8 protein-coding genes and 8 tRNA genes are annotated in these 13,264 nt (G+C 62.9%); 2 read left to right on the top strand and 14 right to left on the bottom strand.

What is annotated here, in order from left to right:
* Nucleotides 1-508: 508 nt before the first annotated feature.
* From HLH45_RS10035 to HLH45_RS09990, 10 genes are all read right to left on the bottom strand, one after another.
* Complete coding sequence (locus HLH45_RS10035) at nt 509-2,479, bottom strand: peptidyl-prolyl cis-trans isomerase (RefSeq protein ID WP_008575008.1); 1,971 nt, start codon at nt 2,477-2,479, stop codon at nt 509-511.
* 276 nt (nt 2,480-2,755) lie between these two features.
* A tRNA-Asp gene (locus tag HLH45_RS10030) sits at nt 2,756-2,832 on the bottom strand.
* Nucleotides 2,833-2,926: 94 nt separating this feature from the next.
* Nucleotides 2,927-3,003 (bottom strand) — tRNA-Asp (locus tag HLH45_RS10025).
* Nucleotides 3,004-3,031: 28 nt separating this feature from the next.
* Nucleotides 3,032-3,106: transfer RNA gene (locus HLH45_RS10020), tRNA-Val, on the bottom strand.
* A gap of 11 nt (nt 3,107-3,117) precedes the next feature.
* Nucleotides 3,118-3,390, bottom strand: a complete 273-nt coding sequence (locus HLH45_RS10015) for a non-specific DNA-binding protein Hbs (RefSeq protein WP_002806049.1) — start codon at nt 3,388-3,390, stop codon at nt 3,118-3,120.
* 213 nt (nt 3,391-3,603) lie between these two features.
* Nucleotides 3,604-6,075 (bottom strand): endopeptidase La, encoded by a 2,472-nt coding sequence (lon, locus tag HLH45_RS10010; protein ID WP_008575007.1) that lies wholly within the window; start codon nt 6,073-6,075, stop codon nt 3,604-3,606.
* A gap of 144 nt (nt 6,076-6,219) precedes the next feature.
* On the bottom strand, nt 6,220-7,506 hold the full coding sequence (gene clpX / locus HLH45_RS10005; protein ID WP_003483788.1) for an ATP-dependent Clp protease ATP-binding subunit ClpX: 1,287 nt from the start codon (nt 7,504-7,506) through the stop codon (nt 6,220-6,222).
* 125 nt (nt 7,507-7,631) lie between these two features.
* Nucleotides 7,632-8,258, bottom strand: a complete 627-nt coding sequence (gene clpP / locus HLH45_RS10000) for an ATP-dependent Clp endopeptidase proteolytic subunit ClpP (protein WP_002806026.1) — start codon at nt 8,256-8,258, stop codon at nt 7,632-7,634.
* A gap of 92 nt (nt 8,259-8,350) precedes the next feature.
* Nucleotides 8,351-9,643, bottom strand: coding sequence for a trigger factor (gene tig, locus HLH45_RS09995; RefSeq protein ID WP_005913863.1), 1,293 nt, complete (start codon nt 9,641-9,643; stop codon nt 8,351-8,353).
* Between the two features lie 201 nt (nt 9,644-9,844).
* A tRNA-Leu gene (locus HLH45_RS09990) sits at nt 9,845-9,929 on the bottom strand.
* 248 nt (nt 9,930-10,177) lie between these two features.
* On the opposite strand from HLH45_RS09990, the gene HLH45_RS09985 reads away from it, so the two are divergent.
* Entirely contained in the window at nt 10,178-11,446 is a 1,269-nt protein-coding gene (locus HLH45_RS09985) for a PAS domain-containing sensor histidine kinase (protein ID WP_008575006.1), read from the top strand.
* Between the two features lie 391 nt (nt 11,447-11,837).
* Here the strand turns inward: HLH45_RS09985 and HLH45_RS09980 are convergent.
* The 4 genes from HLH45_RS09980 to HLH45_RS09965 form a co-directional block, all read right to left on the bottom strand.
* A tRNA-Lys gene (locus HLH45_RS09980) sits at nt 11,838-11,913 on the bottom strand.
* Between the two features lie 93 nt (nt 11,914-12,006).
* Nucleotides 12,007-12,083 (bottom strand) — tRNA-His (locus HLH45_RS09975).
* A gap of 32 nt (nt 12,084-12,115) precedes the next feature.
* A tRNA-Arg gene (locus tag HLH45_RS09970) sits at nt 12,116-12,192 on the bottom strand.
* 42 nt (nt 12,193-12,234) lie between these two features.
* Nucleotides 12,235-12,311, bottom strand: a tRNA-Pro gene (locus HLH45_RS09965).
* A gap of 150 nt (nt 12,312-12,461) precedes the next feature.
* Between HLH45_RS09965 and HLH45_RS09960 the strand changes: the two genes are divergently transcribed.
* Nucleotides 12,462-13,223 (top strand): Bax inhibitor-1/YccA family protein, encoded by a 762-nt coding sequence (locus tag HLH45_RS09960; RefSeq protein WP_008575005.1) that lies wholly within the window; start codon nt 12,462-12,464, stop codon nt 13,221-13,223.
* Nucleotides 13,224-13,264: the final 41 nt, after the last annotated feature.

The raw sequence follows: 13,264 nt of genomic DNA, 5'->3' as shown, positions 1-13,264 counted from the left end.
CGAAAGATGGATCTTGAGCGTTGCCTGGGTGCAAAGGCACAGTTAGCGCCTGCTGCGCGTCGCGCCGGGCAACCGACTTGGCGCTGTACGGGCCAGCCGAGCTCCGGCAAAACTCGAAGCTTGCAGGCCTCTCTGCAATGCGCGCCACGATGTGTGCGGTGCTCCCCGGCGAGTCAATCCCGCCTAGCCATTCAGCTGACCCGGCCACCAGAGATCATCAGCGGGACACCTGGCATGTCTGTCAGGAGCGCTCCCCGCGCGCGCCGTCGCCCAATCGAGCGTCAGCGACGACTGCCAGATCGTCAGGCGACTAGCCGACAACCGGCGATTGGCGCCCAGGAATCGCAGCTCCCGGCAGCCATGCAGCGCGCAGACACCGCCGGCAAATCGATATGCGCCGCGTAAGATCGACGGCGACTGCGCGCCAGCCGGCCGGTGTTCTCCACGACAAACGCCCAAAGAAAAAGCCCGGTTGCCCGGGCTTTTCTCACCAATCGATTATCCAGCCTTACAGCTGGGCTTCTTCGATCTGGATCTTGTAGCGCTTGCGCATTTCCTTGACGTAAGCCTGCGCAGCGTTGTTTCCGTCGATCTGGCTCAACTGCTCGCGCAGCATCGTCTGCTGCTCGGCCGGCATCTGCTTCAGATCGCCCGGCGTCGCCTTGCTGATGACAAAGACAGCAAAGCGCCCGCCATCCAGCTCCACCTTGCCAACCGACGGCTTGCCTTCGGTCGGTCGCGGCGCGCTGAAGATCGCACGGTTCGCAGCCGGGGTCGGGATCGGTGCCGTCCGCGGTAGCACCGGGATCGGCTGCACCTGCAGCTTCTCGCTGTCGGCCAGCGCCTGCAGCGTCTCACCCTTCTGCAAGCGTGCCAGCAAGGCATCGGCAGCAGCCGCGGCGACCTTCTCGGCACGGTCCGCACGGATTGCCGCGGTCACCTTGTCGCGCACCTTGTCCAACGGCAAGGCCTGTTCGGCGGTGTGGTTGGTGACACGCAACACCACGCTATGGTTCGGCGCGATGGTGATGGGATCGCTCACCGTACCGTCCTGCACCAGCGTTTCTGAGAACGCCGCGCGCAGCACAGCCGGGTTGGCAGCAACACCGCTGGCATCACTGCGCGAGAACGGCCCCAAGGTCTGCACCGGCAAGCCGACCTGCTTGGCCGCCGGCTCCAGTGCGGTGGGGTTCTTGTAAACCTGGTCCACCAACTTGCCACTGACATCGGCAAAGGCCTTGTCTGCGTCAGCCTTGAGCTGCTCGGCCGCCAGTTGGTCGCGCACCTGCTCGAACGACTTGCCCTGGCCGCCCTTGACCTCACGCAACTGGATCACGTGGTAGCCGAATTCGCTCTTGATCGGGCCGACTACCTCGCCAGCCTTCATCGAGAACAGCGCGTCCTCGAACGGCTTGACCATCGTGCCCTTCTCGACCCAGCCCAGGTCGCCGCCGGCATCCTTGGAGCCGGGGTCCTGCGAATTGGCTTTGGCCAGCGCAGCAAAGTCGGCACCCGGCTGCTTGGCCTCGGCAGCGAGCTTGGCAGCCTTTGCCTCGGCAGCCTTTTGCGCGGCGGCATCGGCGCCGGCGCTGATCAGGATGTGCGATGCAAGACGCTGCTCCGGCTCGACGAAACGTGCCTTCTCGTCTTCATAGCGCTTGCGCAGCGTGGCCTCGTCGGCCGCAGTGGCTGGCGGCATCGTGGCAGCGTTGAGCTCCACGTATTCGATCGTCACGGTTTCCGGCTGACGGAAATCCTGCGCGTGACCGTCGTACCACTGCTTGATCTGCGCATCGCTCACCGGCGCGGTATCTGCGGCCGGTGGCGGCAGCATCGCCAGCTCCACATCGCGCGTTTCGCCCATCAGCTTGAGCAGGCGCTCGAACTCGGACTTGGTGGCAAAGCCGGACTCCGCCACCGCCTGCGGGATGACCGACTGCTGCAGGCTATCGCGCACCAGCGCATCGAACTGCGCTGGCGTGCGCGGCGGCGTGCCCTGCGCGAGTGCGGCGCGGTACTGGTCGGGACTGAACTTGCCATCGACCTGGAATGCGGGAATGTTGGCGATGTAATCGCGCACGGTCGCATCACCGATGACGATTCCAGCATCTTCCGCCCCCAGTCGCACCACCTGTTCGTCGACCAGTTGGTCGAGCACCTGCAGCTTGTTTTCGCGGGACTCGAAGGTGCGCGGATCGAATTTCTCGCCCTGACGCTGACGCTCCTGCATGCGCGCCTGCTCAAAGCGCGCGCGGAAATCCTGCGTGCTGATTTCATGGTGCTGCCACAGCAAAGAGACCGGCCACCACGACGGTGCCGATTTCCACCAGGTCGGCGGCGCCTGCACCTTGGCCACGTTGTTGGCGCCAATGCCGCCGAGGTAGCTGTTGTCGATGACGAACAGGAACGGAATCATCAGCAACCCCAGGATGGCGGTAGCGATCCAGCCTGACGTCTTGTCGCGAAGTTTCTGCAGCATTGGCAAATCACGGCCTGTGGGCGAGCCGCGCAGTGTAACGCGCTTGACGCCAGGCACCCAGCCCAATGCCCGTTACGATGGCGTCGTGGCGCATTCATCGGTCCAGGGTGGAAGGCGCCAGCTCGGGCCAAATACCCGAGCACCTTCAGACGCAGCAGAACGCGCTGCTGCCGGATGCGCTGCAATACGCCACACCGGCATGCCTGCATGGACCCACACCCATCAACCGACATCCAAAAAAAAGCCCCCGGCACAGGGCCGAGGGCTTCGTATAACTGGCGGAGCGGACGGGACTCGAACCCGCGACCTCCGGCGTGACAGGCCAGCATTCTAACCAGCTGAACTACCGCTCCGCTTTAAACTTGGACATCTGCCCCCACTCCATTCGCATGACGAATTTCGTGGAGAAAACGAAGCCCCCAATTGCTCAGGGGCTTCGCGTGTAACTGGCGGAGCGGACGGGACTCGAACCCGCGACCTCCGGCGTGACAGGCCAGCATTCTAACCAGCTGAACTACCGCTCCGCGCTTGAAACATTTGCCTGGTGCTTAATGGTGGGTGCTGAGGGTTTCGAACCCCCGACCCTCTCCGTGTAAGGGAGACGCTCTACCGCTGAGCTAAGCACCCTAGCGAGTCGATTAGTTTACTGCATCCTTCAGGGCTTTACCAGCCTTGAATGCAGGATTCTTCGAAGCAGCGATCTTGATGCTGTCGCCGGTCTTCGGATTGCGGCCGGTGCGCTCGGCGCGCTCGCGGACCTGGAAGGTACCGAAGCCAACGAGGGTGACGGCGTCGCCCTTCTTCAGTGCCTTGGTGATTTCGCTCACAACCGCGTCAACAGCACGGCCAGCTTCAGCCTTGGAGATGTCAGCGGCAGCGGCAACGCCATCGATCAATTCGGTTTTATTCATTCTTGAAACTCCCTTTGCGGCAGATGCCGCGGAATCGACAATCGGCGCTCTTGCCGTAAGCGAAGAACCCGACACAAGTGGTATCGCATGACGCATCACATTTGCCGCGCCCACGAGTCGTGCATTTATACCAGCGCCCCCAACAGCACGCAAGCCAAAACCCAATAACGACGCGGGTTTTGGCTTGTTTTGGCGAGGCTCAGACAGCCCTCGTTAGTGCTTGACGCGGGTACCCGGCGTGCTACGCGACTTGCCGCGCACGGTCACGCGCGAGGCCGCCTTGCGTGCCTTTTCCTTGCCGGCCTTCTTCGGCGCGAGCGGACGTTCCAGCGCCAGATCGAGTACCTCGTCGATCCACTTCACCGGCACGATCTTCAGATCGCGGGTCACGTTCGGCGGGATGTCGGCCAGATCCTTGCGGTTCTCGTCGGGGATCAGCACGGTGCGGATGCCACCGCGCAGGGCCGCCAGCAACTTCTCTTTCAAGCCACCGATCGCCGATACCCGCCCACGCAGGGTGATCTCGCCGGTCATCGCCACGTCGGCGCGGATCGGCACCCGGGTCAGTATCGACACCAGCGAGGTCACCATCGCGATACCTGCGCTTGGACCGTCTTTGGGCGTGGCGCCGTCAGGCACATGCACATGCACGTCCTGCTTCTGCAGGAAATCCACATCGATGCCAAGCCGCTCGGCGCGCGAACGCACCACCGACAATGCAGCCGATGCCGATTCTTTCATGACATTGCCGAGCTGGCCGGTGAGGATCAGGTTGCCCTTGCCCGGCACCAAGGTGGACTCGACCTGCAGCAGTTCGCCGCCGACTTCGGTCCATGCCAGACCCGTGACCAGACCGATCTCGTTTTCTTCTTCGGCACGGCCGAAGTCGAAGCGACGCACGCCCAGATACTTGTCGAGATTCTTCGCGTTGACGGTGACCAGTGCCTTCGGCTTGCCCTTCTTGGCAACCGCCTTTTTTGCCGCCGGCTGCGGACCTGCGAGCGCAATCTCCTTGACCACCTTGCGGCAGATCTTGGCCACTTCGCGTTCGAGATTACGCACACCCGACTCACGCGTGTAGTAGCGCACGATGTCCTGGATCGCATCGCTGGCGATTTCGATCTCTTCCGGCTTCAGGCCGTTGGCCTTGATCTGCTTGGGCACCAGGTAGCGCGTGGCGATGTTGAGCTTCTCGTCCTCGGTGTAGCCGGGGATGCGGATCACTTCCATGCGGTCCAGCAACGGACCGGGAATATTGAGCGAGTTGGAGGTGGCGACGAACATTACCTCCGACAGGTCCAGGTCGACTTCCAGATAGTGGTCGTTGAACGAGTTGTTCTGCTCCGGATCGAGCACCTCCAGCAATGCCGACGACGGGTCGCCACGGAAGTCCATCGACATCTTGTCGATCTCGTCCAGCAGGAACAGCGGGTTCTTGCTGCCGACCTTGTTGAGGTTCTGCACCAGGCGGCCCGGCATCGAACCGACATAGGTCCGGCGGTGGCCCCGAATTTCGGCCTCGTCGCGAATGCCGCCCAGGCTCATGCGCACGAACTTGCGGTTGGTCGCCTTGGCGATCGACTGCCCGAGCGAGGTCTTGCCCACGCCCGGCGGCCCGACCAGGCACAGGATCGGCCCCTTCATCTGCTTCACGCGCGACTGCACGGCCAAGTACTCAAGGATGCGTTCCTTGACCTTGTCCAGGCCGTAGTGATCGGCGTCCAGCGTGTCTTCGGCAACCTTGAGGTCCTTGCGCACTTTGGTGCGCTTTTTCCACGGCACGCCCAGCAGCCAGTCCAGGTAGTTGCGCACCACGGCCGCCTCGGCGGACATCGGCGACATCTGCTTGAGTTTGTTGAGCTCGGCCTTGGCCTTGGTTTCGACCGGCTTGGGCATGCCCGCCTCGGCGATCTTGCGCGCCAGCTCTTCCAGCTCGCCGGGCGCATCGTCCAGGTCGCCCAGTTCCTTCTGGATCGCCTTCATCTGCTCGTTGAGGTAGTACTCGCGCTGGCTCTTTTCCATCTGCGACTTCACGCGGCCGCGGATGCGCTTCTCCAGCTGCTGCACGTCGATTTCGCCATCGACCAGGCCGACCAGCAATTCCAGCCGCTCGCCGATGTCGGTGATCTCCAGCAGGCGCTGCTTGTCGGCCAGACGCACACCGATGTGGGCGGCGATGGTGTCGGCCAGGCGGCCCGGCTCATCGATGCCCGCCAAGGTCTGCAGCAGCTCCGGCGGCAGCTTGCGATTGGTCTTGACGTACTGTTCGAACAGCGACATCAGCGATCGCGCAATCGCTTCCACCTCGCGCGGCTCACGCGCATCGCTGGCTTCGATTTCGGTGCCCTGCCCCTGCAACGCGCCGTCCTGCTCGACCACCTTGTCCACGGTGACCCGCGACAGACCCTCGACCAGCACCTTGATGGTGCCATCGGGGAGCTTCAGCAGTTGCAGCACCTGCGCCAGGGTGCCGACGGTATACAGATCGCCGGCAGCCGGGTCGTCGGTCTCGGCCGACTTTTGCGCAACGAGCAGGATGCGCTTGTCCGCCTCCATCGCTTTTTCCAGCGCACGCATCGACTTGTCGCGGCCGACGAACAGCGGGATCACCATGTGCGGAAACACCACCACGTCGCGCAGCGGCAACACTGGCAGATCGAGAATTTCTGGTTGGGACTGGGCCATGGGGCACTCCGCAGGAATGGGGGTTTTTGGGGCAGTAAAAAGCCGATGGCCCCGTTATGGGGCCATCGGCGAGGTGTTGCAAGTAGCGTTCGGAAAGCGGTTATCCACCAGCGAGGCCGAGGCCTGGCGAGGCGGCCAACGGACTCAGTCTCCGGACGCAGCCTTGGCGGGCGCCGGTTGCGCCTGGTAGATCAGATACGGCTCGGATTTATGCTCGATCACCGACTCGTCCACCACGACCTTGCTGACATTTTCCTGCGACGGCAGCTCGTACATCGTGTCCAGCAGCACCGATTCGACGATGGTGCGCAGGCCGCGGGCGCCGGTCTTGCGCTTGAGCGCCTTCTTGGCGATCGCAGACAGGGCATCGGGGCGGAACTCCAGCTCCACGCCTTCCATGTCGAACAGCTTCTTGAACTGCTTGGTGATGGCGTTCTTGGGCTCGGTCAGGATCTTGATCAGCGCCGGCTCGTCCAGCTCTTCCAGCGTGGCGACCACCGGCAGACGGCCGACGAACTCGGGAATCAGGCCGAACTTGATCAGATCTTCCGGCTCGACTTCGGCCAGGATCTTGCCCACTTCCTGCTTGCGCTCGCTGCTCTTGACCTTGGCGCCGAAGCCAATGCCGCCGGCATCGTTGGAACGCTGCTGAATCACCTTGTCCAGCCCAGCGAACGCGCCGCCGCAGATGAACAGGATGTTCTTGGTGTCCACCTGCAGGAATTCCTGCTGCGGATGCTTGCGGCCACCCTGCGGCGGCACCGAGGCAACCGTGCCCTCGATCAGCTTCAACAGCGCCTGCTGCACGCCTTCGCCGGACACATCACGGGTGATCGACGGGTTCTCGCTCTTGCGCGAGATCTTGTCGATTTCGTCGATGTAGACGATACCCTGCTGCGCCTTTTCGACGTCGTAATCGCACTTCTGCAACAGCTTCTGGATGATGTTTTCCACGTCCTCGCCGACATAGCCGGCTTCGGTGAGCGTGGTGGCATCGGCGATCGTGAACGGCACATTGAGCAGGCGCGCCAGCGTTTCGGCCAGCAACGTCTTGCCCGAACCGGTCGGGCCGACCAGCAGGATGTTGGATTTCGCCAGCTCGACGTCATCGTTCTTGCTGCGGCTCTCGATACGCTTGTAGTGGTTGTACACCGCTACGGCGAGCGTGCGCTTGGCGCGCAACTGCCCGATCACGTATTGATCTAGCACCTCGAGAATCTCGCGCGGCTTGGGCAGGCTGGAACGTGCCGACTGCGCCTTCTCTTCGAGTTCCTCGCGGATGATGTCGTTGCACAGCTCAACGCACTCATCGCAGATGAATACGCTGGGACCGGCAATCAGCTTACGGACTTCATGCTGACTCTTACCGCAGAACGAGCAGTAGAGAATCTTGTTGCTGTCGCCGGAACGACCTTGGCGGTCTTCGCTCATGCTTCTGTTACCCAGTTACCCCACCCGATGCACGGGGGTTCGATTTCGAGAATAGCACAGGGTCGGGAGGACATTCGCCCCGCCCGACCCTGCCGGTTTTTCCTACAATTTCAGTGGTTTGACGATCAAGAGGGCTGGATCGACTCTTCCGGACGACGCTCGAGCACCTGATCCACCAAGCCGTAGGCCTGCGCATCGACCGCGCTCTTGAAGTTGTCGCGTTCGGTGTCGCGCGCGATGGTCTCCAGCGATTGGCCGGTGTGCTTGGCCAGGATCTCGTTCAAGCGCGAACGCAGGGTCAGGATCTCGCGCGCGTGGATGTCGATATCGGTCGCCTGGCCCTGGAAGCCACCCAGCGGCTGATGGATCATCACGCGCGAATTCGGCAGCGCGTAACGCTTGCCCGCCGCACCCGACGCCAGCAGCAACGCGCCCATCGAGGCGGCCTGGCCGACGCAGATGGTGCTGACGTCCGGCTTGATGTACTGCATGGTGTCGTAGATGGCCATGCCGGCGGTGACCACGCCACCGGGCGAATTGATGTAGATGCTGATGTCCTTTTCCGGGTTGTCCGCTTCCAGGAACAGCAGCTGGGCCACGATCACGTTGGCCATATGGTCGTCGATCGGACCGACCAGGAAGATCAGACGCTCCTTCAGCAGACGCGAGTAGATGTCGTACGCACGCTCGCCACGGCTGGTCTGCTCGACCACCATGGGCACCAGGTTCAGGGCTTTGGTCACAATGCTCATCAGTCTTCCCGTTGTGGCAGCGGCCTGTGCCGCTGCCCGTGTTCGACATCCGCACCCCAGACTGCGGGCGCGGTTCTTCTCTTACTGCCGGATCAGACGCGGATGGCGTCCTGGAACGACAGCGACTGCTCGGTGTGCTGGGCGCGCTCGGCGATCCAGTCGATCACCTGCTCTTCCATCACGCGGCTCTGCAGCCCGTTCATCAGTTGGGGGTCGTTGCGGTACATCTCAATGACCTGTTCCGGCTCTTCGTAGGTCGAAGCGATCAGACGCAGCGTTTCGCTGACGCGCTTGGATTCCAGGCGCAATTCGTTGCGGCGCGCCACCTCGCCCACGAGCAGGCCGACCAGCACGCGCTTGGCGGCGGCATCCATGAATCCTTGGTGCGCGTCCGCCGGCACCTGACCCGGATCGCGACCGCTGCGGCGGACCTGCTCGACCTGCTGGGCCAGCATCGAACGCGCTTCGTTCTCGACCAGGCGCGGCGGCATTTCGACATGCGCGTAGGCGGCAATCAGCTGCTCGCCCACTTCGCGACGCAGGCGGTTCATCAGCGCACCCTTGAGCTCACGCTCCAGGTTGGTACGGATATCGGCGCGGAACTGCTCGGCATCGCCACTCTTCACGCCAAAGCTCTTGATGAACTCCTTGTCCACTGCCGGCAACACCGGCTCGGAGACTTCGACCGCCTTGACGTGCACCTGCACGGTCTTGCCGGCCAGCTGTGGCACGCGCCATTCGGCGGGGAAATCGACGGTCAGGGTCTTTTCTTCACCCTTGGTGAGGCCTTCCAGGCCCTTTTCGATCTGGTCGAACATCACGCCCGAACCCAGCACGCTGCTGCCGGTCTCCACGCCTTCGGCGGGCAGACGCTCGTCGCCGGCCTGCGACCAGGTCTCCAGCGCCACCAGGTCGCCGACCTGCGCACCGCGCTCGACCGGATTCCAGGTGCGGCGCTGCAGGCGCAGGTTTTCGATCATCTGGTCGATGTCGGCATCGGTCACTTCAGCGGTCGCGCGCACCACCGACAGCTTGGTCACGTCGATGTCGCCGAAATCCGGCACCACTTCGAAGGTGGCGACGAAGTCGAAATCGGTCTCGCCCTGATCGATACGCGGGTTGCCGGCCAGGCGCAGCGAATGCTCGCGCACGGCCGAATCGAAGGTCTCGCGCAGCAGGCCTTCCATCGCCTCGGCACGCACCTGCTGACCGAAGCGCTGCTCGATCACCTTGGTCGGCACCTTGCCGGGACGGAAGCCCTTGATGCGCGTGGTCCGCGCAAGCTCGCGCAGGCGGCCACCAACGTGCGTCTCCAGGCGCTCCTGCGGCAGGGTGAAGGTCAGGCGGCGTTCCAGATTGCCGGTGGATTCGATCGATGCTTGCATGTTGACTCCTGCCACCGACAGCGCACAGCGTCGGCACGAGATGGAAGATGCGGGTTGACGGATGGCGAGAATGCCGCCGAGCCTTGTAGTTTCGCCGATAACGGCGGCCGCTGCCAGCGGCATGCGTGCAGCGGCCTCACGGACAGAAGCGACTGGTTTGCAGGAAATGCAGCGGCCGGAACCCACACGGCCGCGCGGCGTTGGTGCGAAAGGGGGGACTCGAACCCCCACGCCTTGCGGCGTCAGAACCTAAATCTGGTGCGTCTACCAATTCCGCCACTTTCGCAATGCCGTAGATGCCCGGCTATTGTTGCAGGGATGCCGGTAAAGAAAAAGCGCTGCGAGGCCTGGGCGCGTGATGACTGCAGTGGGCATGGGCTGCTTGGCGCGGTGACTTGAGGCTTCACGCACTGCAGAGGGGCGGCAGCGGCCAGCCCGCCTGAATCCAGACAAAGCCCATGTTCGCTACCGGCACTTTGCAGCAACCGGATTTGCGAAAATTCCGTTAATTCCATTCCGGGGGCAGCAATTGCAATGACAGACCGATATCGGCAGATTGTGGCACTGTCGCGCGATTGCATCAAAGAGATCGACCTGGATGGGCGAATCACGTCGGTCAACCGCAACGGCCTGGTCGGACTTGGGGCCAGTTCTGCGGATCAGGTTGTTGCCCGCCCCTGGCGCGAGCTGTGGCCACTCGAGGCGGCGGCCATGGTGGATGCGGCCATGGCCGAGGCGGCCAAAGGCGCAACCCGGGAATTCGAGGCCAGCTGCGTGAACCTGGCCGGCGTGCGCCAGACCTGGCAGGTCGTCACCAGCCCATTGTTCGACGAGCTGGGCAAGGTCGAGGCCATCCTGGCGGTCAGCAGGAATGTCTCCGACCGCCGTGCGCTGGAGGCAGCCTGTCACACCCTGGACAGCACCCTGTCGGCAGAACGCGCGTTTTCCACCAGTGCCCTGATGCTGGCGCGCGCGCGCGAAACCTCGCTGTCGACCGAGCTGCACAGCCTGCGCGACTTGCACGAGCGCATCGAAGGCGACCTGGACATCGCGCGCGCCGCGCAGAACGCCGCCGAGAAGATCTCCGAGCAGGCGCAGAAAGGCGAAGCGGTAGGACAACTGCTGGCCGGCGTGGTCCACGACTTGAACAACGTGCTGCAGGCTGCCACATCGGCGATCGACCTGGTCGTGCAGCGCGCGCAGATCGACGCGCACGACGCCAAGTTGCTAAGCGTGGCCGACGCGGCGCTTCAACATGGCTCGGTGATGGCGCAGCGCCTGGTCGGCTTCTCGCGTCAGTACCCCTACAGCCCCGAAGCGGTGGACCTGGCCGAACTGGCAGAACAGCTCAGCCCGTTACTGGAACAGGTGGTCGGCGCAGACCTGCGGTTGCAGCTGCGCACCGCAGAGGGCGGATGCTGCGCGATGGTCGACCGCCACACCGTGGAGCGCGCCATCTTGAACCTGGTGATCAATGCGCGCGATGCCTGCACCAGCGGCGACTGCATCAGTGTGGAAACCGGCGAAACCTTCGTCACCGAGGAGCAGGCGCGACTGGCCAAACCGGCCGGGCACTACATGACCATCGCGGTTGCCGATACCGGGCACGGCATGGACAGCGTGGTGCAGGCGCGGTTATTCGAGGCGTACTTCACCACCAAGCACGCCAATAAGGGCGCTGGCCTGGGATTGGCGCAGGTCTATAGCGCCGTGCGCCAGGCCGGCGGTTTTATAGACGTTTTCTCGGCGCCGGGCCAGGGCGCGCGCTTCGTGCTGGCATTTCCGCGCGTGCAGCGAGGCTAGACGCCTGTTGCGGGTGTTGCACGGACGCGCTTATGAGTGACATGGCTGCTTCCTGCAACTGCTTGCAGATCGCAGAGCACGTCGCGCCAAGCGCTCAGCACAGGCAACGACGGGGTGCAGGAGTGGCGCACGGCGCTACTTCTGGCATCGCCGACGATCTCACCGGGGTTCGATCGCTGACCGCGGCTGCGGCAAGCGCGCTCCAGCCAAGGCATTCGATAGCGAGCGTTGCCCAAGGGCGTTGTAAAGCCATTGGTATCCAGCCGGATCTTGCGCGGGCGACGCCAAACTATCGCGGCCTTGATGCGTTCACAGCAGGCCAACGAGCGCGCCTCTGTTTTCAGTCCGGGAAAAAGAAAAGCACCTAGGCAGACGCCTAAGTGCTTTTATTTGGTGGGCCGTCAAGGATTCGAACCTTGGACCTATTGATTAAGAGTCAACTGCTCTACCAACTGAGCTAACGGCCCTGAAACTGGTCGCACATTGTATGTGCATTTTTGCTTCGTTGCAACACCCCGTGACACATCGGGTCGAACATTCCTGCAATCGCTCGTCATCAGTGGGGTGGCTGAGGGGACTCGAACCCCCGACATCTGGAATCACAATCCAGTACTCTAACCAGCTGAGCTACAGCCACCACTGAAAACCTGCTCCCTACCGTACCGCCGATGGCGCGCCCGACAGGACTCGAACCTGTAACCGCCGGCTTAGAAGGCCGGTGCTCTATCCGGTTGAGCTACGGGCGCCCGGACCGAACTTCGCATTCCCACGCCGTCGAAAGCTCGGAATGGTCGGGGTAGAGGGATTCGAACCCCCGACATCCTGCTCCCAAAGCAGGCGCGCTACCAGACTGCGCTATACCCCGGCGGGACCTTTCAATCCCGAAGGCTCGAAAGGTCGGCTATTTTGGGAATGATTGGCCTCGCTGTCAATCACCCTGTGTAACTTGAACGATCAGCTATCCTCACACCAACGTTCGCCAGTAGGGTGAGCACTATTTTCATGGAGAACATGCATGCGTAGCGGTAACCCTGCCCTTCGGGAATCCACATTCCTCGACTCCGGCTCCGGCTCGATCGTCACCCGCGACGGTCAGGCGATGACCCTCAACGGCACGGTCAACAAGACCGGCGCGTTGTTGCTGATGGCGGTGATCACGGCCGCCTTCGCCTGGTCGCAATCGATCGGGGCCGATGGCATGCCGCTGCCCGTCGCGCGCATCTACATGATCGCCGGCGCGATCGGCGGCCTGGTATTCGCGCTGGCCACCAGCTTCAAGCCGACCTGGGCACCGATCACGGCGCCGCTGTATGCATTGATCGAAGGCTTCTTCCTCGGCTCGATCTCTGCGGTGTACGAAGCGCGCTTCAACGGCATCGTGTTCCAGGCCGTCCTGCTCACCTTCGGCACCCTGTTCGCGCTGCTGTTCGCGTATCGCAGCGGCATGATCAAGGCCACCGAGAACTTCAAGCTGGGCGTGGTCGCAGCAACCGGCGGCATTGCACTGGTGTATCTGGCGACCATCGTGCTGGGCTTGTTCGGTGTGCGCATCCCTTTCATCCACGACTCGGGCCTGATCGGCATCGGCTTCAGCCTGTTCGTGGTGGTGGTGGCGGCACTGAACCTGGTGCTGGACTTCGACTTCATCGAGAGCGGCGTCGAACACGGTGCGCCCAAGCACATGGAGTGGTACGGCGCATTCGGCCTGATGGTGACGCTGGTATGGCTGTACATCGAGTTCCTGCGCCTGCTGTCGAAGCTGCAGTCGCGCAATTGAGCGGGGAATCGGGATTGGGGAATCGCAACAGCGTTTCCCCT

Source organism: Xanthomonas euvesicatoria (assembly GCF_013112235.1).
Lineage (GTDB): Bacteria > Pseudomonadota > Gammaproteobacteria > Xanthomonadales > Xanthomonadaceae > Xanthomonas > Xanthomonas euvesicatoria.
The sequence above is the reverse complement of the archived record's forward strand: the minus strand, read 5'-3'. Positions and strand labels throughout refer to the sequence as shown.

Bases quoted from the DNA above. Each gene is read 5' to 3' on its own strand.
- HLH45_RS10035 (WP_008575008.1), bottom strand. From the start codon at position 2,479: ATGCTGCAGAAACTTCGCGACAAGACGTCAGGCTGGATCGCTACCGCC.
- HLH45_RS10015 (WP_002806049.1), bottom strand. From the start codon at position 3,390: ATGAATAAAACCGAATTGATCGATGGCGTTGCCGCTGCCGCTGACATC.
- lon (WP_008575007.1), bottom strand. From the start codon at position 6,075: ATGGCCCAGTCCCAACCAGAAATTCTCGATCTGCCAGTGTTGCCGCTG.
- clpX (WP_003483788.1), bottom strand. From the start codon at position 7,506: ATGAGCGAAGACCGCCAAGGTCGTTCCGGCGACAGCAACAAGATTCTC.
- clpP (WP_002806026.1), bottom strand. From the start codon at position 8,258: ATGAGCATTGTGACCAAAGCCCTGAACCTGGTGCCCATGGTGGTCGAG.
- tig (WP_005913863.1), bottom strand. From the start codon at position 9,643: ATGCAAGCATCGATCGAATCCACCGGCAATCTGGAACGCCGCCTGACC.
- HLH45_RS09985 (WP_008575006.1), top strand. From the start codon at position 10,178: ATGACAGACCGATATCGGCAGATTGTGGCACTGTCGCGCGATTGCATC.
- HLH45_RS09960 (WP_008575005.1), top strand. From the start codon at position 12,462: ATGCGTAGCGGTAACCCTGCCCTTCGGGAATCCACATTCCTCGACTCC.